Annotated in this window: 16 protein-coding genes; 9 read left to right on the top strand and 7 right to left on the bottom strand. The window is 66.6% G+C overall.

Going from position 1 to position 21147, the window contains the following annotated elements; translation table 11 throughout:
• Positions 1 to 11: 11 nt before the first annotated feature.
• The 3 genes from K9U15_RS03430 to recJ are packed head-to-tail and all read right to left on the bottom strand — an operon-like array spanning position 12 to position 6493.
• Positions 12 to 671 carry an MBL fold metallo-hydrolase gene (locus K9U15_RS03430; RefSeq protein WP_096227292.1) on the bottom strand — a complete coding sequence of 220 codons (660 nt, stop codon included), beginning with the start codon at positions 669 to 671 and terminating at the stop codon, positions 12 to 14.
• A gap of 14 nt (positions 672 to 685) precedes the next feature.
• On the bottom strand, positions 686 to 3094 hold the full coding sequence (locus K9U15_RS03425) for a bifunctional (p)ppGpp synthetase/guanosine-3',5'-bis(diphosphate) 3'-pyrophosphohydrolase (RefSeq protein WP_096227293.1): 2409 nt from the start codon (positions 3092 to 3094) through the stop codon (positions 686 to 688).
• Positions 3095 to 3118: 24 nt separating this feature from the next.
• Entirely contained in the window at positions 3119 to 6493 is a 3375-nt protein-coding gene (recJ, locus tag K9U15_RS03420; RefSeq protein WP_096228596.1) for a single-stranded-DNA-specific exonuclease RecJ, read from the bottom strand.
• 297 nt (positions 6494 to 6790) lie between these two features.
• Here recJ and K9U15_RS03415 point away from each other — a divergent pair, with 297 nt between their 5' ends.
• The 7 genes from K9U15_RS03415 to K9U15_RS03385 all read left to right on the top strand — a co-directional run bounded on the left by K9U15_RS03415 (position 6791) and on the right by K9U15_RS03385 (position 13762).
• Entirely contained in the window at positions 6791 to 7543 is a 753-nt protein-coding gene (locus tag K9U15_RS03415; RefSeq protein WP_227115018.1) for an RNA polymerase sigma factor, read from the top strand.
• Positions 7473 to 9392, top strand: a complete 1920-nt coding sequence (locus K9U15_RS03410; protein WP_096227294.1) for a hypothetical protein — start codon at positions 7473 to 7475, stop codon at positions 9390 to 9392. Before K9U15_RS03415 ends, K9U15_RS03410 begins: the two co-directional genes overlap by 71 nt.
• A gap of 156 nt (positions 9393 to 9548) precedes the next feature.
• Positions 9549 to 10208, top strand: coding sequence for an RNA polymerase sigma factor (locus K9U15_RS03405; RefSeq protein ID WP_227115017.1), 660 nt, complete (start codon positions 9549 to 9551; stop codon positions 10206 to 10208).
• 49 nt (positions 10209 to 10257) lie between these two features.
• The gene (locus K9U15_RS03400) at positions 10258 to 11367 is read left to right on the top strand and encodes a hypothetical protein (RefSeq protein ID WP_096227295.1); all 1110 of its coding nucleotides are present in this window, start codon (positions 10258 to 10260) and stop codon (positions 11365 to 11367) included.
• A 108-nt stretch (positions 11368 to 11475) separates the two neighbouring features.
• Positions 11476 to 12177: an anaerobic ribonucleoside-triphosphate reductase activating protein gene (locus K9U15_RS03395; RefSeq protein ID WP_096227296.1), complete on the top strand. Its 702-nt coding sequence runs from the start codon at positions 11476 to 11478 to the stop codon at positions 12175 to 12177.
• Between the two features lie 81 nt (positions 12178 to 12258).
• On the top strand, positions 12259 to 12852 hold the full coding sequence (locus K9U15_RS03390; protein ID WP_123672624.1) for an RNA polymerase sigma factor: 594 nt from the start codon (positions 12259 to 12261) through the stop codon (positions 12850 to 12852).
• The gene (locus tag K9U15_RS03385; protein ID WP_096227298.1) at positions 12836 to 13762 is read left to right on the top strand and encodes a hypothetical protein; all 927 of its coding nucleotides are present in this window, start codon (positions 12836 to 12838) and stop codon (positions 13760 to 13762) included. The genes K9U15_RS03390 and K9U15_RS03385 overlap by 17 nt, the downstream gene beginning before the upstream one ends.
• A 58-nt stretch (positions 13763 to 13820) precedes the next feature.
• Here the strand turns inward: K9U15_RS03385 and K9U15_RS03380 are convergent, their stop codons facing one another.
• Both K9U15_RS03380 and K9U15_RS03375 read right to left on the bottom strand, forming a co-directional pair.
• The gene (locus K9U15_RS03380; RefSeq protein ID WP_096227299.1) at positions 13821 to 14831 is read right to left on the bottom strand and encodes a YhcG family protein; all 1011 of its coding nucleotides are present in this window, start codon (positions 14829 to 14831) and stop codon (positions 13821 to 13823) included.
• A 447-nt stretch (positions 14832 to 15278) separates the two neighbouring features.
• Positions 15279 to 17723 (bottom strand): ribonucleoside triphosphate reductase, encoded by a 2445-nt coding sequence (locus K9U15_RS03375; protein WP_096227300.1) that lies wholly within the window; start codon positions 17721 to 17723, stop codon positions 15279 to 15281.
• 241 nt (positions 17724 to 17964) lie between these two features.
• Here K9U15_RS03375 and K9U15_RS03370 point away from each other — a divergent pair, with 241 nt between their 5' ends.
• Positions 17965 to 18282, top strand: coding sequence for a hypothetical protein (locus tag K9U15_RS03370; RefSeq protein ID WP_123649911.1), 318 nt, complete (start codon positions 17965 to 17967; stop codon positions 18280 to 18282).
• A 61-nt stretch (positions 18283 to 18343) separates the two neighbouring features.
• On the opposite strand, the gene K9U15_RS03365 is transcribed toward K9U15_RS03370, so the two are convergent.
• Positions 18344 to 18961 carry a class I SAM-dependent methyltransferase gene (locus K9U15_RS03365; RefSeq protein ID WP_224768090.1) on the bottom strand — a complete coding sequence of 206 codons (618 nt, stop codon included), beginning with the start codon at positions 18959 to 18961 and terminating at the stop codon, positions 18344 to 18346.
• 130 nt (positions 18962 to 19091) lie between these two features.
• Positions 19092 to 19679, bottom strand: coding sequence for a TetR/AcrR family transcriptional regulator (locus tag K9U15_RS03360; protein WP_157780547.1), 588 nt, complete (start codon positions 19677 to 19679; stop codon positions 19092 to 19094).
• 191 nt (positions 19680 to 19870) lie between these two features.
• On the opposite strand from K9U15_RS03360, the gene K9U15_RS03355 reads away from it, so the two are divergent.
• Positions 19871 to 21085, top strand: a complete 1215-nt coding sequence (locus tag K9U15_RS03355; RefSeq protein ID WP_096227303.1) for a diphosphate--fructose-6-phosphate 1-phosphotransferase — start codon at positions 19871 to 19873, stop codon at positions 21083 to 21085.
• The last annotated feature ends 62 nt before the right edge of the window (positions 21086 to 21147 follow it).

Here is a 21147-nt window from a genome sequence, read left to right as displayed (position 1 = left end):
TTGCGGCCGCCTTACGCGTACAGCTTGAACACTCGGCCGCGCTCGGCGCCGATGGTGGTGAGGGCGTTGTGGCCGGGAAGGACGACCGTATCGTCGGGCAGCTGGGCCAGGCGCTTCAGGGAGCGGCGCATGTCGTCCATGCTGCCGCCGATGAAATCGGTGCGGCCGACCGTACCGCAGAACAGCGTGTCGCCCGACACGAGCACGGGAGCGGCGGCCGGGTTCCCGGTGCATTCCGGGTCGAGGTACAGGCAGATGCCCCCCTTCGTATGGCCGGGCGTCGCGATGACCTTCCACGCCATGCCGCCCACCTGGACCTTGTCGCCATCCTTCACGGTGAGGTCGACCGGGCAAGTCTCGAAAGGCCGGTCGTCCCGCGGCAGCTCCTCGTCGCCCGAGATCACCGGGGCGTCGACGGCGGAGGCGATGACGGGTGCGCCCGTCTTCTCGCGCAGGGCACGCGCCGCGCCCACATGGTCGAAATGCCGGTGCGTGAGCACGATGGCGTCCACCTTGCGGCCGTCGAGCGCCTCCAGGATGGCATCCGCCTTGCAGGAGGGGTCGACCACCAAGGTGGACTCCCCGTCCGAGATGAGGTACACGTTGTTCTCAAGCATGCCGAGCACGAGGTACTCCACCGACACGCACGTTCCTTTTGCCTGGTAAGCCATGGGGTGTTCCTTCCCTATTTCTTCTTCTTGCCGCTCTCGCCGGGGAGCATGCGGCGGGCATCGAACACGCCCTCGATGCCGCGCAGCTTGCTCAGGATGAGGTCGATGTGCTTGATGTCCGAAACCTGGAACAAAAAGCGCATCTCGGCCATGCCGTCGCGATGCGACGTGGTGGACGACGACAGCACGTTCGCACCCACCTCGGACAGCGTCACGGCCACGTCGCGCAGCAGGTTCATGCGGTCGAGCGCCTCCACGAACACCTCGATCTGGTACGACGTGCTCTTCGACGGCTCGTTCTCCCACGACACCTCGATGATGCGCTCGGGTTCCGTCATGAGGTCCTGCGCGTTCGGGCAGTCTGCGCGGTGCACCGACACGCCACGGCCGCGCGTGACGAACCCGAGGATCTCGTCGCCCGGCACCGGGTTGCAGCACCGGGACAGGCGCACCAGCACGTCGTCGATGCCCTTCACCACCACGCCGTTGGAGCTGTGGGCCTCGTGCTTTTTCGGGCGCTTCACGCTGGTGAGCATGGGCGGCAGCTTGCCCGTGGACATGTCGCCCGCACCCAGGCCCACCGTCTCGGCCGCCTCGTTGCCCTTGTCCACCAGTATCTTGAGCAGGCGGTTCGCCACGTGCTGGGCGCTCTCCTTACCCGTGCCGATGTTCACGAGCATGTCGTCGGGATCGTTGTAGCCCAGATGCTCCGACACCGACTTCACCGCGCGCATGGACTGCGCGCTGGAGATGCCCAGGCCATGCTTGCGCATCTCGCGCGTGAGCTTGTCGCGGCCGTTCTGCAGATCGTCGCCGCGGCTCACCTTGCTGAAGTACGAGCGTATCTTGCTGCGTGCGCTCGGCGTCTTCACCAGGTTCAGCCAGTCGCGCGAAGGGCTCGCGCTCTTCTGCGTGAGGATCTCCACGCGGTCGCCCAGCTGCAGCTCGTAGGTGAGCGGCACGATGGCGCCGTTCACCTTCGCGCCCACGCAGTGGTTGCCCACCTCGGTGTGGATGGCGTAGGCGAAATCAACCGGCGTTGAGCCGGCGCGCAGGCTCATGGCCTCGCCCTTCGGCGTGAACACGAACACCTCGGACGGCGCCAGATCCACTTTCAGGTCTTTCAGGAACTCGCGCGAGTCCTGCGTCTCGTCCTGCCAGTCGACCATCTGGCGGAGCCACGCCAGCTGCTGGTCGATGGCATCGCCGCTCTTGCCGCCCTTCTCCTTGTAGCGCCAGTGCGCGGCCACGCCGTACTCGCTCTGGCGGTGCATGTCCTCGGTGCGGATCTGCACCTCGAGCGGGCGTCCCGCCGGGCCGATGACCGTAGTGTGCAGGCTCTGGTACATGTTGTACTTCGGCATGGCGATGTAGTCTTTGAAACGGCCGGGCATCGGGTGCCACAGCGTATGGACCGCGCCGAGGGCCGAGTAGCAGTCCTTCACCGACGGCACGATGATGCGCACGGCAATGAGGTCGTAGATCTCGGAGAAGCCCTTGCCCTTCTGCGTCATCTTCTGGTAGATGGAGTAGAGGTGCTTCGGGCGGCCCATGATCTGGGCCTGGATGCCCACCTTCTCCATCTCGTCGTGCAGGATGCCGATGATCTGGTCCAGGTAGCCCTCGCGCTCGGCGCGGCTCTCCGTGACCATGCGGCTGACCTGCTTGTACTTGTTCGGCTCCAGGTAGTAGAACGACAGGTCCTCAAGCTCCCACTTGATGTTGTTGATGCCCAGCCGGTGCGCGATGGGCGCGTAGATCTCCAGCGTCTCGCGCGCCTTGAAGATGCGGCGGTCCTCGCGCAGGGCGCCCAGGGTGCGCATGTTGTGCAGGCGGTCGGCCAGCTTGATGACGATGACGCGGATGTCCTTGCTCATGGCCACGAACATCTTGCGGATGGTGGCGGCCTGCTCGTCGGACAGGCTCTCCACCTCGATGCGCGTGATCTTCGTCACGCCCTCCACCAGCTGGGCCACCTGCTCGTTGAACTCGACGGCCACCTGCTCGGTGGTGACGCACGTGTCCTCGACGGTGTCGTGCAAGAGCGCCGCGCAGAGCGTTTCCACGTCCATGCGCAGGTCCGCCAGGATGATGGCCACCTCCACGGGGTGCGCCACGAACGGCTCGCCGCTCTTGCGGCACTGGCCCTCGTGCGCCTCGCTGGCGAACTGGAACGCCTTGGCGAGCAGCGCCTGATCGGGCTCGGAGAGGTAGGCGGACGTGAGCCGCTGGAGCTCGGCGAAGCGCTCCTCGGGCGTCTCCGTGCGGTGCGGGTTGCGCGCGTCGGCGCGCCCTTCGGAGGCGAACGCCTTCTGGGCCACGTGGGGGCGGCCCAAGAGGTCGTCCTCGACCGTCTGCTTATGCGACGCCTGTTCGAGCGGCTCCCCCAGCAGCTCTTCGCGCTTGTGATCGGCTTTGCCCATAACGGTGCGCCTCCTTTCCTCGTCCTAGCGCGTTCCACGCGGCGCGGAGCCCGGCAGGATGGGGCGCGAGACACGCACGTGCAGGCTGGCTGCGTCGGTGCCCATCGCCCAGTCGCGGAACGCGCTGAATATAGCGCGCTCGCCCAAGCCCTCGCGGTAGCGCACGCTGTCGGTGAGCTCCACCTTGCTGGCGGTGTCCACCACACGGATGGAGCGGGTGATCTCGCCCGACGCGTAGGCCGTGTGCGTTTCGATGAGCCCCAGCTCGCGGAACACGGCCACGCCGCATGCCGCCGACTGGGAGCTCACGGCGTGCCCGCCCTCGCTGGCGAGCTTGGCCAAATCCACGTTGCCCAGCGTGAAGAACCCGTCGCCGTGATCGCGCTGCAGCGCGCGCAGGCGGCGGTACACCTGGGCCAGGCAGTCGTGGTCGGGCGTCATGTCGCGCAGCACCTGCTCGTTCACGCACGCATCGCCGCGACCGAACAGCAGGTGCACCTGCGCGGCGGCGCCGTCGCGGCCGGCACGGCCGCTCATCTGGTTGAACTCCACCTCGTTGTACGGCAGGTGGTACAGCACCACGTGCCGGATGTTTGGTATGTTCACGCCCTCGCCGAAGGCGGACGTGGCCACGAGCACCTTGAGCGCATCGGTGCGGAACAGCTGCTCCACCCGTGCGCGCTCGGCACGCGTGAGGCCCGCGTTGTAGAAGCCGATGAGCGGCGCCATCTGCGGCACGCGCTTGCGCAGAGTGCGCGCCACGGCCACCGACTGCTCGCGCGAGTTCACGTACACGACCGTCTTCTCGCCGCCGGCCACGAGGTTCGCCAGGTAGTCGTCGCGGTTCTTCAGGTTGCGCCGGTCGTCCACGCCCAGGTTCGCGCGTTCCGTCTCGTCGAGCACGAGCTCGTCGAGCGGCAGGGCGCCTCGGATGGCGTCGGCTATGCCGTCGTCGGCCGTGGCGGTGAGCGCGAGCACCGTGGGCGCGGGGCGGCCCGCCGTGCGGACGCCGGCGGCCAGCTGCTCCACGGCCTGCCCGATGGCGGCATAGGCGGGGCGCTGTCCCGCGCGGGCCAGGCCGATGTGGTGCGCCTCGTCCACCACCACGAAGCCCACGCGGCCCGGGCGCGCGAACTCCCCGGCGTGGTAGCCCAGGAACTCGGGCGTGGTGAGCACGATGTCCACCGAGCCGTCCGCAAGCCCCGCGAACGTCTGGCGGCGCTCCTCGGGCGTGCTCTCGCCCGTGAGCACCGCCACGGCGATGCCGAAGGGCTCCAGCGCCTCGTTCAGGTGGAACGCCTGGTCGGCGATCAGCGCGCGCAGCGGGTACACGAACAGGCTGGCCGTGCCCTCGCGCAGGGCGCGCTCGGCCGCATGCACCTGGAACAGGAGCGACTTGCCGCGCCCCGTGGCCATGACGGCCAGCACCGAGCGGCCCGCGTCCAGGCAGTCGAGCACGGTGCGCTGCGACGCATGGAGCGAGCCGTCCCCGATGATGGCCCGCACGATGTCGGCCTCGAGGCCCGCCGGGTCCTCGTGCGCACGGCGCTCCCACTCGGCGCGCCGCGCGGCGCGGGCCGCCTCGTAGGCCTCGATGTCCTCGGGGTTGTGGGCCACGTCGGCGCAGAGCTCCGCATCGCTCGTGGCGTACAGGTCGGCCACGAACGAGCGCTCCACCGGGTCGAGGCACGCCTCGAGCGCGCAGCATGTGCGCGCGGGGGCGAGCGACTGCAGCATGGCCTTCACCGAGCGGCGGCCGCGCCATTCGTCTATCTGCACCTCGAACGCGGCGTTGACCACGCTGTCGGTGTGCATGAGCGCCTCGATGTCCGTGCAGTGGAACATGATGCCGGCCACCGTGTTGCGTCCGTCGGAAAGCGCGCACGAGAAGTGGTTCTTCTCCGCGCCCACCGCGCGGCAGTTCGCGAGGGTGACGTCGCGCGCGAGGAAGCACGGCACGGGGTTCTCCTGGCCGAAGGGGGCGAGCGTGTCCAGCTTCTCCACGTTCTCCAGCGTGAGCTCGCCGAGCGCGACGCAGGCGTCGATCTCGATGAGCGGGTGGAACGCGCCCTCGGGCAGCTCGTCCATGTAGGCGCACAGGCGGCGCTCGAACTCCGGCAGGTTGGCCGTGGGCAGGGTGACGCCCACGGCGGCCTCATGCCCGCCAAAACGCGTGACCAGGTCGGATGCGGCCTCCACGGCCTTGAACAGGTTCACCTGGCCCACGCTGCGGCCCGAGCCGCGCGCCTCGTCGCCGGTTATGGTGAACAGCAGGCTGGGCACGCCGTAGGTGTTCACCAGGCGGCTGGCCACGATGCCCTTCACGCCCTCGTGCCAGCCGTCCCCCGACACCACGAGCGCGCGCTGGCCACGGTAGACGTCGGCAGCCTGGGCCTTCGCTATCTCGGAGAGCTCGGCCTCGATGGTGCGGCGCTGGTCGTTCACGGCCTCGAGCTCGGCCGCCAGACGGCAGGCGGCGTCGAAGTCGTCGGTCATGAGCAGGTCGAGCGCCAGCTGCGCGTCGCCCATGCGTCCGGCGGCGTTGAGGCGCGGAATGAGCGAGAAGCTGAGGTTCGTGGCGGAGACGGGCTTGTCGGCCGCGCCGCTCGAGCCCAGCAGCGCCGCGATGCAGGGGCGCGGGGCGCTGTTCATGCGGCGGATGCCGTCGGACACGAGCGCGCGGTTCTCGCCGCGCATGGGCATGAGGTCGGCCACCGTGCCGAGCGTGGCCAGGTCGGTGTAGCTTCGCCACAGGTGTGGGTAGCCGAAGCGGCCGCCCAGCACCTGCACGAGCTTCAAGGCCACGCCCACGCCGGCCAGGATGGCGCTCTCGCAGTTCTCGTCGCACTTCGGGTCGGCCACGGGCACGTCCTCGGGCACGAGGTCGACCGGCTCGTGGTGGTCGGTGACGGCCAGGCCCACGCCGGCGGCCACGATGGCGGCCGCCTCCGCCTTGCAGGCGATGCCGCAGTCCACCGTGACGATGAAGTCGGGGTTGAGCGTGCGGGCGCGCGCGAAGGCGGCCTCGGTCAGGCCGTAACCCTCCTCGAAGCGCCGCGGGATGAACGGGTCGGCGTGGGCGCCGAGCGCACGCAGGCCGCGCGTGAGCACGGACGTGGCCGAGATGCCGTCGAGGTCGAAGTCGCCGAACACGAGGATGCGGCCGTCGGCGCGCATGACCTGCTCCAACGCGTCCGCCACCTCGGACAGGCCGGGTATGGTGTAGGGATCGAGCCAGTCGCGATCGAGCGAGGGCTCCAGGAAGGCGCGGACCTCGGAAGGCTCGGAGATGCCGCGCGCGACGAGCGTCGCGGCCACGAAACGCGGAAGCCCCAGCCCGCGCTCGATGCGCGAGACGGCGGCGGGGTCGGCCGCTTTGATGTTGAACTGGGCAGACATGGCGCTCATACCTCACATGCGAAGAGTAATATTTCACGCCCCATTGTCCCACAATCGGCGCGAGCTGTCACCGCAGGGAACGAAGCGTGCACGAGAAGAAAACGGAGGGCGTTCGAGAGGGCGCCCTCGGCCGACGGGCGACGGTTGTTCTCGCCGAGGGTGCCCCCGCTGCCGCCGGGCGGTCGCGACCGCATCTGCACGATCGGCGTCTGCCCGCGGAGGGTGCGCCGACACGATTTTCCCCACCGCGAACAATCGCGGCGCTTCGTTCGTGTTATGGTCGAGGAGGTGAAACCCATGCCCGAACATATCCCCTGCAGCCACGACTCGGCGGACGCCGACGGCCTGCGCCCCGATGCGTTCCTCGAGGATGCCATGCACCGCTGGGGCGACACGGTGCTGCGGCTGGCGCTGAGCCAGCTGCGCGACGCCTCCGATGCCGAGGACGTGTTCCAAGACGTGTTCGTCCGCCTGCTCAAGGACCGCACGGCGTTCAACGACGACGAGCACCTGAAGGCGTGGCTGCTGCGCGTGACCATCAACCGTTGCCGCGACATCGGGCGCTCGGGATGGAAACGCCGCAACGAGCCGCTTGCAGAACGCCATGCGGCCCTGGCCGTCGAGGCTCCCGACCTGCTGGAATCCGACATCTGGAACGCCATCGGCGCCCTCCCGCCCGACCTGCGCGCCGTGGTGCACCTGCACTACGTGGAGGGCTATTCCACCGACGAGGCGGCCGCCCTCGTGGGATGCCGCCCCTCCACGGCGCGCACGCGCCTTCACCGCGCCCGCAAGCACCTGAAGGCCGCCCTCGAGACCGCGGACCTCGCAGGCCGCCCTGCGCCCTGCCAACCTGCAGGCGCATCGCTCGCGGACGACGGCTCCGCTTTTTCGCGCCCCGCCCGCAGCACGTTCGCAAGCACCCGGCCCGCGCGCCCCGCAACCACCGATTCCCCGTCTTCCGGAAAGGAGGCCGACCATGAGCCAGGACCCCTTCAACGATTATGCTGCGAAGATGCAGGAGGTGAGAACCTCCGACCGCCTGCGTGACGAAGTGCTGAAGAAGGCGGCGGCCGAACGACGGGCCGCAGGCGCAACCGGGAAGGTGCCCGCAGGCAGCGGCGCAGCTTGCAACGAGGCGCGGCCGTGCGCGGGCCCGGGCGCATCTTCGCACAGCGGATCCGCCCGCAAGCCCAGCGCTCGTCCGCGCGCCAAACGGCCCGCGATCCGCAGGCTCGCCCTGGCCGCCTGCCTGGCCGCACTCGCGGCGGTCGTGGGCATCTCGCTCGCGTGGCCGCAGGGAAGCGGTTCCCTGCCTGCGGGGATATCCCCCACCGCGTTCGCCGTGAAGGCCTACGGCGCGGTTGACGACACCCTGTTCCCCACCGGCTCGAACGGCACCATCGTCTTTAACTGCGAGACGGAGACGCAGCGCATGATCCCGCCCGAAGGCGACGAGTACGCCAACGAGGGCTTCTACACCGGCTGCGTGTTCAGCGTGGAGGGCGACAACATCGCCCGCGTCCAGGCGAACGTGTCGCGCGGCGAGCTGTACCGGGTGACGAGCAAGGTATGGTCGCGCGAGAACGACCCGGAGTTTGTAAAGGAAGTCAACAGTTGGAAACCCTATAAGATCGGGCAGGGAGAGCTGCTGGGAAAGTACGACTACGTGGCCGGCGTTCTGTATTACGGCACCATCGAACCCGGCGACGAAAACGTGGGGAAAGACCGCAATGACCCCAGCAGAACGGGCAAGTCCAACCTTTACCAGCGGCTCGGGTCCACGGTCGACACCTCCGCCATGGACGCGCCCGAAGCGAGCGCAAGCGAGTACCGCTTCGGGCTGTGGACGAACGAGCCGTTCGATGCCGTTGAGAACGATCGCGGGGAGCTTGACGGGCTGGCCAGCATGAACGCCGCCCTCGACACGCTCGACGGCGCACAGCTCACCATCACCGTCACGTTCACGGACGGCCGCACGGCCACGCAGGTGGTAGACCTGCACGCCGCCGATTTCAAAGCCAACATCATCGAGACCGCCGACGGGGTGAACCACGTGCTGGAGCTGGTGCCCCAGATCACCACCGAGGCGAAGAAGACCACGGACGAGTTCTGGGAGGCCTACAACCAGGGCATCGCCTCCATCCACACGCTGTACGGCACGGTCGCGAGCGAGACGGACGAGCCGTTCCCCTGCGGCGAGGCGTCGTACCCCTTCCTCACCGAACCGCTCACGCAGCCGCGAGAGCTCGAACTGCCGCCCGAGACCTCGCCCGATGGCGATGCATCCAACAGCAAGTCCAACGTGCCGCCGGGCCCGACCATCGAGAAGGGCAACGTCGCCGACCTCGCGTCCATGCAGCCGTACCACGAGGCAGACACCACGACCACGTTCGAGCGCGTCGAACGCCTGGACGGGTTGCCCGAGGGCGTGGCGGTGGAGGACCTCATCCTGTACTACGAAGGCAGCGGCGGCCGGCGCGACGAGGAGACCGGCAGCATCGATGTGCGTGGGAAGTTCTCCATCGCGGCCGACGGAACGCTGTCGCCCGGCTTCTCGTACGTGCTGATCACAAAGACGGTGACGAACAACTCCAGCGAGCAGGCCGACGTGTTCCTGACCCAAGGGTTCTTCGTCACGCTCCAGCCGGACGGCGGCAATCGGTACACTTCCGGGAGAGACATGCTCTCCGAGGCGATCTGGCGCAGCGGCCACGATGGACCCGCCTGGGAATCGCACTACTACTTCCAGATGATGGAACCTGGCGAGACGCGCGAGGTATCGGTGCTGTATGTGATCAGCGATGAGATGCTGGCCAACCCCGGATTCTCGTTCGTGTACTACGGCCACGAAGACATGCCCGGCGTGCTGGCCTTCCGCATCGGAGCACTCGGATAGGCACCGGCCGTTCTCAATGGGGAGGGGCCTCGCCCCTCCCCTTCTCGCGAACGCCGCTCCCCGTTATGGGGTGCGGCGTTCTTTTTAGTGCGGCTTTTCCTTTCTCTGAAACATTCCCTCCTTCTTGATCGTATGCTTCTTCAAGGAGGTGAAACCATGCCGAATCATGAACGAGCGGAAGACGGGGCGTTGCGAGAGCCCGCGGCGCTGCGGCAAAGCGGGGCGAACCCGCATCCCGAGGCGTTCCTCAGGCAGGCCATGGCCGATTGGGGCGATGCGGTATACCGGCTGGCGCTCGGCCAGACCAGATCGCGCGCCGACGCGGAGGACGTGTACCAAGACGTGTTCCTGCGGCTGCTGGACAGCGGCACGGCTTTCGAGAGCCCTGAGCATCTGAAGGCATGGCTGCTGCGCGTGACCGTGAACCGGTGCCGCGACCTGGCACGGTCGGGCTGGAAGCGCCGCACAGTCGCGCTCGACCCCGAATGGGACGCGCCCGACTCCCCCGCGCGCGACGACGAGGACGCCGCCGTCTGGGACGCCGTGGGCCAGCTGCCCGAGCAGCAGCGCACGGCCGTGCACCTGCACTACGTGGAGGGCTACTCGACCGAGGAGATAGCGAGCGCACTGGATTGCCGGCCCGCGACGGCACGCACCTGGCTGTTCCGCGCCCGGGCGCGCATCAGGGAGCTGATGGAGGCCGACGCTGCCGAAGGCGCGCCCGCAACGCTCCCGAACAGCGGAAACGCGTCCGCGACCAGCGGCACGCCCACCCTGCCGCGGCCGCCCAACGCCGCAGCGCTGACCGCCGAATAGCCCCCCCCCCGACTGACCACTCCATCCTCCCCTTGAAAGGAGGCACCCTATGAGTACCGACCCCTTGGACCGCTACCAGTCCATGATGCACGACACCCATGTGCCTGCCCACCTGCCCGACCAGGTGCTCGAACAGGCCCGCGCCCGGCTGGCTGCCGATAAGGTCGAATCAGCCGCAGCGGCAAGCTGCAGCGCCCGTGCGGCCAACGCAACCCGCACGCCGCAGCCGAGCGCTCCCACTCCGACACGCGAGGCGCCTGCAACTCCCGTGTTCTCCGTGAAGCGCAGCCGCATGAAGGGCTTCGCCCTAGCCGCCTGCACCGTGCTAGCCCTGGGCCTGGGCGGCACGGCCATCGCGCTGGGACTGCCCGGCCTGGTTGGGAACGACGACGTCCCGGCAGTCGCCAACTCGTTCCAGCTGGCCGCCTTCGCCGACGAGGGCGGGACGCCGGCGAACGGGCCGGTTACGTTGAGCTCCCAGGATTTCATGCTCATGCGCGCGTCGACCGGACCCCTCTTCGATGCCGAAACTGGTTCGTATCCGGGCCCTATCGTGGCATCGCGCGCCTACAACCTGAACCTCACCTGCTCGGGCGAGAACATCGCCTCCATTACCTACGAGCTTCAGGGCGAAGGGGTCTCCTTCAACAACTGGCAGCTGACGAGCGAGTACCTTGAATCGAACGGCGAACCCGAGGTGGGAAGCGCCGTGGCAACCGCAGACCAAGACAGTACGTTCACCGTCGATTACCACGACCAGGACATGAGCGCCATCGATCGCGTACACCATGAAATCTGCCTGAGCTACGTGCTCGAGGGCAGCGACAGGCAGGCGTGGGACGAGCTCCAAGCCAGCACCGCCCAGCCTCGGGTTCCGCGCGACAACATGACCGAAGAGGAAATCGCCGCATGGAACGAGGCGTCTGACAAATTCGAGCTTGTGCTCGGCCAGCATGATGCCGAGATAATCTCGCAGGCCAAGATCGCCATCACCGCCACGTTCAACGACGGAACAACCGCAACCAAAACCTACCGGCTTGTCCCCGTGGACGACTTCGAACAGGCGTACTCCGCGTACCTTGCAGACCGCTTCTCCACCGATGGTGCTGCCGAGCCGAACCGTCCCGTCCTCTACACGCTCGAGGAAGTGACCGGTTAGACGGCGCGTCCAACCGGGCCGCGTTTGCGGAATGCGGCCGTGCGTCCTATGATGTCGGGAGCCCGAACGGTGTTCGGGCTCCCGTTCTCTTGTCCAAGGAGCCGACCCATGAGAATAGCCGGATTGCAGAAGCTGACATTGTTGGACTTCCCCGAGCACACTGCGGCCACCGTTTTCCTCCCGGGATGCAACTTCCGCTGCCCCTTCTGCCACAACGCCGCGCTCGTGCTGGGCGCGGGCGATGCAACCGGCGATACGCCGGTCGAGGAGTTCTTCGCGTTCCTAGACAAGCGGCACGGCCTGCTCGACGGCGTGTGCATCACCGGCGGCGAGCCGCTGCTCCAGCCCGAGCTGGCCGATTTCTGCGCCCGCATCAAAGGCGCGGGCTTCGCGGTGAAGCTGGACACGAACGGCAGCTTTCCCGACCGGCTGCGCGAGCTCGTCGAAAGCGGGCTCGTGGACTATGTGGCGCTGGACGTGAAGAACGCGCCCGAGCGCTACGCGGAAACCGTCGGCGTACCCGGCTTCGACCCGGCGCCCGTCGCCGCATCGGTCGATTACCTGCTCGCCGACGCGGTGCCCTACGAGTTCCGCACCACCGTCACGCGCGAGCTGCACGGGGCGGCCGACCTTGTGGCGCTCTCCCGCTGGATCGCCGGCGCCCATGCCTGGCACCTGCAGAGCTTCGTCGACGCCGACACCGTACTTGCCGGCCCCGGCGCCCTGCACGCCTGGAACCCCGACGACCTCGAGGCCCTCCTTCCCGAACTGCGCAAAGCCATCCCCAACACCCAGCTGCGCGGCGTGTAGAAGAGCGCACGCGACGAATTTTTGCCTTTCTTCGGAACAATCGGGACGCCTCTCCCGTATTGTCTGCAGAGAGGTGAATGCATGCACATTCCGTTTAAGCGCAAAACGGGCCGTACCGATGCGGCCGACAACCCTTGCCCGCTTCGTTCGGACGCGTTCCTGAAACGCGCCATGGATGCGTGGGGCGACACGGTGTATCGAGTGGCGCTCGCGCAGACGGGTTCGCCGAGCGACGCCGACGACGTGTACCAAGACGTGTTCATGCGCCTGCTGGAGCACACGGCCGCCTTCGAGAGCGACGAACACCTGAAGGCGTGGCTGCTGCGCGTCACCATCAACCGCTGCCACGATATCGCGCGGCTGAGCTGGAACCGCCGCACCGGCGGGTTGGAGCAGGAGCACATCGACATTCCCGCGCCCGATGCCTTCCGGGCGGATATCTGGGAAGTTGTCGGCGCGTTGCCGCCCGACCTGCGCACCACCGTTCACCTGCACTACGCAGAAGGCTATTCGACCGAGGAGATCGCCCGCATTGCAGGCTGCAAGCCGAGCACCGTCCGCACCCGCCTCCACCGGGCGCGCGAGCGCCTTCGGACAACGTTGCTGGACGAGCAGCTTGAGCAAGCTGGCAGCACCGTGTCGAGAAAGGAGCCGGACCATGGCCGAACAGCATAACCGTCCTCAACCTCCCACCCTCGACGACTACCAAGCCATGATGAGCGATTTGCGTGCTCCCGAGCAGTTGAGAGAAGCCGTCCTCAAGGAAGCCCGCGCGCGTCGTGGCGGTGCGAGCACCGCAGCAACGGGAAAGGGCCCCAGCCGCCCGTCTGTGTTTTTCAGGCATCATCGGACCAGGATCCTCGTCATAGCCGCCTGCGCTGCCTTGCTGCTCGGTGCGGGCACGACCGCGCTCGCCCTCAACTCGCCGGGCGGGTTCGGCATCGTCAACGACCTCATGGCAGAGCCCCCGTCGCCGGACGAGAACGCTGCAAAAGAACCCGTAGCGAAAGAGAACTCATTGGAGCTCGATACGAGCCAATTCAAAGGCGGCGGAGGCTACAGCGGGCCGTGGTACAACCCTGCCGACGACTCGTTCTGGAGCTACGAATGGGCCGGGTACAAGTATCATTTCAACATACGCTGCACCGGAAACAACATCGAGACCATAACCTACGAGATCGAGGGAGAACGCAGCTATTTCGAGATCATCGACACAACCGTCACGCAGGAGCAGCGAGCGGAGGGCGTCCATGTATACCATTATCCTAAGACCGCCACGTTCGACTTCAGCCACCAAGAATCGATCGACAACACGCGCATCGTTGAAATATATGTTGGGTTCCCCCTTTCGGAATCGGGCCTCGAAGCGTATCGCCGCCTGATGGCCGAGGGTCACTCATACGAGGCTTCCGCACAACTGGATGCCGCCGTCGAAGAAGGGGCCGCACGCGAGCTGACAGGCTCGGTACTCAGCGCGACGGCCACGTTCGCCGACGGCTCGACCCAAACCAAGTCGTATCTCATAGAAGCCCCCGACCTGGGCAACCCGACCAGCTTTACCTTCACCGAAATAACCGGCAACTAGACAGCCGAAGCGAAGGCGCCGGGCGCAGGAGCAGGCCGTTCATACCGTCTCCCGCACCCTACTCGAGGAACAACGCGCTTGTGGGCTCGAGGGCACGCGCTAGCTCCTCCTCGGTGGGGAGGCACAGCGTGTAGCGCGACGCGAACAGGCCTTTGTCATCGGCGAGGGCCGAGTAGCGTGCCACGGTTGCGTCCTTCGTCGCGCAGAGGATGATGCCGATAGTGGGGTTGTCGTCCGGTTGCGTGCAGCGGTCGTCGTACAGGCGCACGTAGAAGTCCATCTGACCGACATCCTGCGGCGTGATCTTGCCCGTCTTGAGGTCTATGAGGACGTAGCATTTCAGGATGCAGTGGTAGAACACGAGGTCGACGTAGTAGCTCTCCGTCTCCGCGGCGATGCGCTGCTGGCGCGCGACGAATGCGAAGCCCCTGCCGAGCTCTAGGAGGAACTCCTGCAGCCGGTCCATGAGCGCCTGCTCCAAATCGTCCTCGCGGTAGTCGGTGCGGCCGCCCATGTCGAGGAAATCGAGCACGTAGGGGTCCTTGAGCAGGCCGTCAGCCTTGGTGGGCGGCTCGAGCACTTTGACCTCCTGCCGGACGGACTCGCGCCCCTCCTCGCGCGTCGCCAAGAGGCGTTCGTAATAGAAGGAGTGGATCTCGCGATCGAGCTGGCGCACCGTCCAGCGCTGATCGACCGCTTCGCGCATGTAGAACAGGCGCTTCCTCTCGTCCTCCACGCGCATGAGCAGGCGGTAGTGAGACCAGCTCAATTGTGAACACAGTGTGTTCACAATTGGAAACGCCAAGTAAAACTGCCGCATGTAGTGAAGGTTCCGCTTGGTGTACGCCCGTCCGAACTCCTTCGTCAGACGTTCGGACAGGTACTCCATGAGATGCTTGCCGTACTCGGCACGGTCGCCCTGCGCCTCCACGATCTGACGGCCGATCTCCCAGTACGCCTCCACCATAGCATCGTTCACGGCAACCGCGGCCTTCTTCCGCGCCGCCTCGAGCGTGCCGCGCACCGAGTCGTACACTGCCGCGTCTTTCCTCGCCATCGGATCGTCCATGCCTCGCTCCTCTCGTCCCCTTCCGGCGCGCCGCCGCGCATGCGCGCGCAAGCGCGGCGGCGCGAAGGGCATTCCGTTGGCTTCGAGGATCTTGCAAGCGTGGTACGGGCGGCGCGGAACCCACCGCCATCTATGGGCATCCCGACGACGAGCGGATTCGGGATGCGCTTGCACTGGCTCGTTTCTGAAGCTATTCTACCACATAAAAGGAACGTTTGTACGTTAATTTTGTTCATTTAGAATTCAGCCCTCGCTGAGTGCCGAATTCGGTACACAACATGCAAAGAACCCTCTCCTCGAGTTTGAGAATTGTGCGCACGCTGTGCGCACAATTCGGAACTCAGCGTGTTCCGAATTCGCTACACACGGTGTAGCGAACTTCTCCCTCCATCAAAAAGGGCCGGATCGCATCGACCCGGCCCTCAACCTGCTTGCTTGCTCGGCGCCTTACGCCACCACTTGGGCGCGCATCGCGTTGACCTTCTGGAACACCGCCGCCGCGCCGGCCGTCACCTCCACGGTACCGTCCGCACCCACCTCGAGCAGCGTCGGCGCCTGCATGATGCGATAGCGCTGCGCCAGCTCCACGTTCTCCTCGGCCAACAGCTCCTCGTAGGCGATGCCGGCGGCATCCATCTCGGCCGCCGCGAACTTGCAGTTCGGGCACGTGCGCGTTGCTACCAGGTACAAACCAGCAGGCAGCGCACTGTGCTCGGGCGCGGTCGCCGGCTCTTCGATGCCCGAAACCGTCACGTGCGAGCCGGCCTGGCCGGCGGTCTCGGCTGCCGCCGTCACGGCCACGGCGCCTTCGCGCGTCAGATGCGAATGCCCCAGGTCGTACTCCACGCGGTCGGCGAACTCCTGAGACTTGCCGTCGTTCCAGTTCTTCACCGGGCGATAGTAGCCGGTGATGCGCGAGTACACCTCGGTCTCCTCGTGGCAGCACGGGCACTCGTACACCTCGCCGGCGATGTAGCCGTGGTTCTTGCACACGGAGTACGTGGGCGACATGGTGTAATACGGCAGCTTGTAGTTCTCGGCGATCTTGCGCACGAGCGTGGCGGCCGCCTTCCAGTCGGGCAGCTTCTCGCCCAAGAACGCATGGAACACGGTGCCGGACGTGTAGAGCGTCTGCAGCTCGTCCTGCACGTCGAGCGCGCTGAAGATGTCGTCGGTGAAGCCCACCGGCAAATGCGAGGAGTTCGTGTAGTACGGCTTGCCCTGGTCGTTGGCCGAGATGATGTCCGGGAACTGCTCCTTGTCGTGCTTGGCGAAGCGGTACGTGGTGCTCTCGGCCGGCGTGGCCTCGAGGTTGTACAGGTCGCCGTACTCCTCCTGGTAGTCGGCCAGGCGGGCGCGCATGTGGTTGAGCACGTCCTTCGTGAACGCCTGCGCCGCCTCCTGCGTCATATCGGCGCGCAGCCAGCTGGCGTTCAGGCACGCCTCGTTCATGCCCACGAGACCGATCGTGGAGAAGTGGTTCTCGAACGTGCCCAGGTAGCGCTTCGTGTACGGGTAGAGGCCCGCGTCGAGCAGCTTCGTGATGACCTCGCGCTTCGTGTGGAGCGAGCGCGCGGACACGTCCATGAGGTGGTCGAGGCGTCGGTAGAAGTCGGCCTCGTCCACCGCCTGGTAGGCGATGCGCGGCATGTTGATGGTCACGACGCCGATGGAGCCCGTGGACTCGCCGCTTCCGAAGAACCCGCCCGACTTCTTGCGCAGCTCGCGCAGGTCGAGGCGCAGGCGGCAGCACATGGAGCGCACGTCGGAGGGCTCCATGTCGGAGTTGATGTAGTTGGAGAAGTAGGGGGTACCGTACTTGCTGGTCATCTCGAACAGCAAGCGGTTGTTCTCCGTCTCGCTCCAGTCGAAGTCGCGCGTGATGGAATAGGTGGGGATGGGGTACTGGAAGCCGCGGCCGTTCGCATCGCCCTCGATCATGATCTCGATAAACGCCTTGTTCACCATGTCCATCTCGGCCTGGCAGTCGCCGTAGGTGAAGCCCTGCTCGCGTCCGCCCACGATGGCCGGCTGGTCGCGCAGGTCGGCCGGGCACACCCAGTCGAGCGTGATGTTGCTGAACGGCGCCTGCGTGCCCCAGCGCGACGGCGTGTTCACGCCGAACACGAACGACTCGACGCACTGCTTCGTCTCCTCGTAGGACAGGCCGTCCGCCTTCACGAACGGCGCGAGGTAGGTGTCGAAACTGCTGAACGCCTGCGCGCCGGCCCACTCGTTCTGCATGATGCCGAGGAAGTTCACCATCTGGTTGCAGAGGCTCGACAGGTGGCTCGCCGGCTTCGACGTGATCTTGCCGGGCACGCCGCCGAGCCCCTCCTGGATGAGCTGCTTGAGCGACCAGCCCGCGCAGTAGCCCGTGAGCATGGACAGATCGTGCAGGTGGATGTCGGCGTCGCGGTGCGCCTTCGCCACCTCGTCGTCGTAGATCTCGGAGAGCCAGTAGTTCGCCGTGATGGCGCCGGAGTTCGACAGGATGAGGCCGCCCACGGAGTACGTGACCGTGGAGTTCTCCTTCACGCGCCAGTCCTCCACTTTGACGTACTGGTCCACAAGGTCCTTGTAGTCCAGCAGCGTCGCGTTAGCGTTGCGCACCTTCTCGCGCTGCTTGCGGTACAGGATGTAGGACTTCGCCACATCGGCGTAGCCGGCTGTGGAGAGCACCTCCTCCACGCTGTCCTGCACGTCCTCTACGCTGACGATGCCGTCCCTGATCTTCGGTTCGAAATGGGCGGTCACGTTGAGGGCCAGGAGGTCGATGGTCGACGGATGGTACTGCTTGCCCAAGGCGTCGAACGCCTTGGCGATGGCGCTTGAAATCTTGGCGATGTCGAATTCCGCGATCTTGCCGTCGCGCTTCTGAACCTCGTACATGGTCGCTCCTTTTTCGCTTGCTTCCGCGTTGCTTCTACGATTGGTCGACCGCGTGCAGCATGGCGCCGGCAGGCGCAGATGGGGTTTGCGATCGGTCGGGAATCGGTAGCCCACACCCTACCAGCGTCGCGCCTCCTCGTCAACTTCTGTCACCCATATGTTGAAGTTCCAAAGAGGTGAACCAACTAGATATGGTATGTTTTGCCATCTGGGGTTTTATACGAGCATCCCGGTAAGCTCTATGAAAGGCGACCTGCGGCAACAGAACAAACCTCCCTCCGCACCCCGTGAGCAAGGTGCGGAAAAGGCCACCTGCGGCTATCTGTTTCTCGTGGAATTCGGCGGGCGGAAGCCGGCAGAATGGCGCGGAAGCAGGCGCATCTCAACCGGCGAATGCGCGGCGCACATCGTCCTGCAGACGTTCTTCTTCGCGGACGTCGTCGACGCGCTCGTGCTGTTCTTCCGCGGTCGCGCGCTCGAACGGCGTCCCGGCGCCTTCGCCATCCCCCACAACGTCCCCGCCGTCCCCGCTCCGTGCCAGCGAAAGGACCCGCCATGACCCATCACCCCCTGAGCCGAGCTGCGAGGCGTGGAATGACGCGGACGCCGAAGAAGCGGCTCTACTTGCGCGCCTCCACGAGACACGCCGAGCCTTCGACGCGCCGCCACGCCACGGAGGAGAACCACCGCCCGAGGATGCGCTCGTACTCGCCCTTCGAGTAGATGTGCACGTCGCCCTCGGACGAGAAGCGCAGCGATGCGTTCATGACGGCCCGCACCGGCGCGGGCAGGGTGCAGTCGCCCACCACGAGCAGGCCCCCGGGGCGCATCACCCGCCAGATCTCGAACACCGCCTTCCCGGGATCCGGGTAGTGGTGGAATGAGTCGTTGCAGTACGCTGCGTCGAACGACTCCTCGTGGAACGGCAGCCGCTCGCTGTCGGCTTCCGCGATGCGCGCGCGATCGCCGAAAGCGGCCAAGCTCGCGCGAGCATGCGCCACCATGCCGGGCGCGAGGTCGACACCGGTCACCCGGCGCTTCGGCCCCTGCTCCAGCACGAGCCGCGCGAGCGCGCCCGTGCCGCACCCCACGTCGAGCAGCTCGCCTTCCCGCACGCCATCGAGCGCCGCGAGCACATGCGGGTAGAGCCGGCGCGCATGGGCTCCCTTTTCGGTGCGGTCGTAGTCTGCCGCCTGCGCGTCGAAGGCCTTCCGCGACTTCTCTTTGAGCTGGTCCATGGCGCCCCATCCTTTCATTGAACAAAATTCAATCCCAGTGTCGAAAGAAGCCCGGCTCTGCACCGGGCTTGATCGGGTTGCGTCGCACGGGCGACGGCCCCGATGTTCACCTGAAACATTCGTACGGTTTTCAGGCTTCCGGGCGCTCCGTCTGCGAGTCGATCAGCACGTGCGCGTACTCCCGCAGGCGGGCGACCGTCTGCGCGTCCGCGTCCCCGTGCGCGGAGAGGATGCCGATGTGGCCGTGCAGAAGGAAGCTCGCCAGCGTCTCGGGGTCGCGCACGATGAGGCCCTCGCTGCGGCGCGCCTGCTCGAGAGCCGCCGCCATGTGCGGTTGCACGTGCTCGCACAGCCGCAGGGACAGCTGGCGATGGAAGCCCTCGTTGCCCTGCCGGTGGAAGAAATCGCTGTGGCGTTGGAGCCGCTCGTCGCCGATGTCGTCGTAGAGCGCGTCCACCTTCTCGCGGAATCCCAGGTCGGTGGAGCGCAAGAGGTTCACGAGCCCTTCGGTGCACTCCTCCACGTACCGCTCCATGGCCTCGTCGAGCAGCTTCCGCTTCGAGTCGAAGTAGTGGTACACGAGCCCCGGCGCAGTGCCCATGCGCCGGGCGATGTCCCGCATGGACACGCCCTCGAGCCCCTTCTCCGCGAACAGGTCCATGGCCGTGTCGAGAATCTCGCGCCTGCGGTCGTCCGGTGCCTTCACGATGCGCACCATACGCGCCCCTCCTTTCGCTCGCCTCCCCGCCATCGTACCGCTTTATTGAACAAGCGTCAATGAATATTGTTCAGTCATCAAGTCCGTTGCAGATTTCGCGTGGCCTTTCGCGAGGCCAAGGTTGCGAGGCGTTGACGAACTGGCCTCGTCGCGCGATACTCGGCAACTACCGAAGAGAACAGGAGCGCATCATGGCCAACTGCCTCGTCGCGCAATCCGGCGGGCCCACCGCCGTCATCAACTCCAGCCTGGCCGGCGTCGTGCGCGCCAACCAGCTGAACCCCCTGTACGACCGCGTGTTCGGCGGCCTCTACGGCATCGAGGGCACGCTGGACGGGAAGCTCTACGACCTCACCGACCTCACCGGCCGCGACATCGAGCTCTTGCAGCAGACGCCGTCGTCGGCGCTCGGCACGTGCCGCTACAAGCTCAAGCGCGGCAACGACGCCGACTACCATCGCCTTGTTGAGGTCATGGACGCGCACGACATCACGACGATGTTCTACATCGGCGGCAACGACTCCATGGACACCGTGGACGCGCTAGCCGAATGGGCGCACGACAACGCGCCGGGCAAGCGGTTCATCGGCATCCCCAAGACGGTGGACAACGACCTCGTGCCGGTGGACCACTGCCCCGGCTTTCCGAGCGCGGCGAAGGTGGCCTGCGAGATCACGCACGCCACGCGGCTGGATTACGACGCGTACACGCGCCCCGAGGTGTTCGTGCTCGAGGTGATGGGCCGCGACGCGGGCTGGCTCGCCGCGAGCTGCTGCGTCACCGGCGACGTGGATTTGCTCGTGCTGCCGGAGGTGGACTTCGACCGCGAGGCGTTCCTGGCAGAGGTGCGCCGAAAGTTCGACGAGACGGGCAAGTGCTACATCGTCACGTCCGAGGGCGCTCACTACGCGGACGGTGCGTACCTCTCCGCCGGCAACGCGGCCGACGACGGGTTCGCGCACGCCGTGCTGGGCGGTGCCGCAGCCACCATCAAGCAGATGATCGTGGACGCGGGCATCGTGCCGCGCGGCATCGTGCAGGACCTCTCGCGCGCGGCGCGCTCCAGCAACTTCGCGCAGAGCATCGTCGACCGCACCGAGGCATGGGAGCTGGGGCTGAGCGCCCACATGCGCAGCGCCGACCCTGCGTTCACCGGCCAGGTGGTGGGCGTGCGCCGCGACGAGGCGGCGGCTGCGGAGGGGCTCTACAACGCGAAGTTCTTCGCGGCGCCGGCCTCCGAGTTCGCCAACTTCGTGCGGCGCTTCCCCGCCGAGTGGATCCTGCCGGACTACCAGGGCATCGCGCCGGAGGCGCTGGACTACTTCCGCCCGCTCATCAAGGGCGAGCCGCGCGTGGTGATGGACGGCGGCATCCCCGCCACCATCGTGCCGTTCAACCGGCGCTAGGCGGCGGCCGGCGCAACGGAGGAGCCGGGGCCTCGGAGATCGGACGCTCAACTTTCACGTGA

The organism is Gordonibacter sp. RACS_AR68, assembly GCF_030418485.1.
Lineage (GTDB): Bacteria > Actinomycetota > Coriobacteriia > Coriobacteriales > Eggerthellaceae > Gordonibacter > Gordonibacter urolithinfaciens.
Note: the sequence above shows the minus strand (reverse complement) of the source record. Positions and strands in the feature narration are given on the sequence as shown.

Coding starts and splice junctions, on each gene's coding strand:
- K9U15_RS03430 (WP_096227292.1), bottom strand. CDS start 671: ATGGCTTACCAGGCAAAAGGAACGTGCGTGTCGGTGGAGTACCTCGTG.
- K9U15_RS03425 (WP_096227293.1), bottom strand. CDS start 3,094: ATGGGCAAAGCCGATCACAAGCGCGAAGAGCTGCTGGGGGAGCCGCTC.
- recJ (WP_096228596.1), bottom strand. CDS start 6,493: ATGTCTGCCCAGTTCAACATCAAAGCGGCCGACCCCGCCGCCGTCTCG.
- K9U15_RS03415 (WP_227115018.1), top strand. CDS start 6,791: ATGCCCGAACATATCCCCTGCAGCCACGACTCGGCGGACGCCGACGGC.
- K9U15_RS03410 (WP_096227294.1), top strand. CDS start 7,473: ATGAGCCAGGACCCCTTCAACGATTATGCTGCGAAGATGCAGGAGGTG.
- K9U15_RS03405 (WP_227115017.1), top strand. CDS start 9,549: ATGCCGAATCATGAACGAGCGGAAGACGGGGCGTTGCGAGAGCCCGCG.
- K9U15_RS03400 (WP_096227295.1), top strand. CDS start 10,258: ATGAGTACCGACCCCTTGGACCGCTACCAGTCCATGATGCACGACACC.
- K9U15_RS03395 (WP_096227296.1), top strand. CDS start 11,476: ATGAGAATAGCCGGATTGCAGAAGCTGACATTGTTGGACTTCCCCGAG.
- K9U15_RS03390 (WP_123672624.1), top strand. CDS start 12,259: ATGCACATTCCGTTTAAGCGCAAAACGGGCCGTACCGATGCGGCCGAC.
- K9U15_RS03385 (WP_096227298.1), top strand. CDS start 12,836: ATGGCCGAACAGCATAACCGTCCTCAACCTCCCACCCTCGACGACTAC.
- K9U15_RS03380 (WP_096227299.1), bottom strand. CDS start 14,831: ATGGACGATCCGATGGCGAGGAAAGACGCGGCAGTGTACGACTCGGTG.
- K9U15_RS03375 (WP_096227300.1), bottom strand. CDS start 17,723: ATGTACGAGGTTCAGAAGCGCGACGGCAAGATCGCGGAATTCGACATC.
- K9U15_RS03370 (WP_123649911.1), top strand. CDS start 17,965: ATGAAAGGCGACCTGCGGCAACAGAACAAACCTCCCTCCGCACCCCGT.
- K9U15_RS03365 (WP_224768090.1), bottom strand. CDS start 18,961: ATGGACCAGCTCAAAGAGAAGTCGCGGAAGGCCTTCGACGCGCAGGCG.
- K9U15_RS03360 (WP_157780547.1), bottom strand. CDS start 19,679: ATGGTGCGCATCGTGAAGGCACCGGACGACCGCAGGCGCGAGATTCTC.
- K9U15_RS03355 (WP_096227303.1), top strand. CDS start 19,871: ATGGCCAACTGCCTCGTCGCGCAATCCGGCGGGCCCACCGCCGTCATC.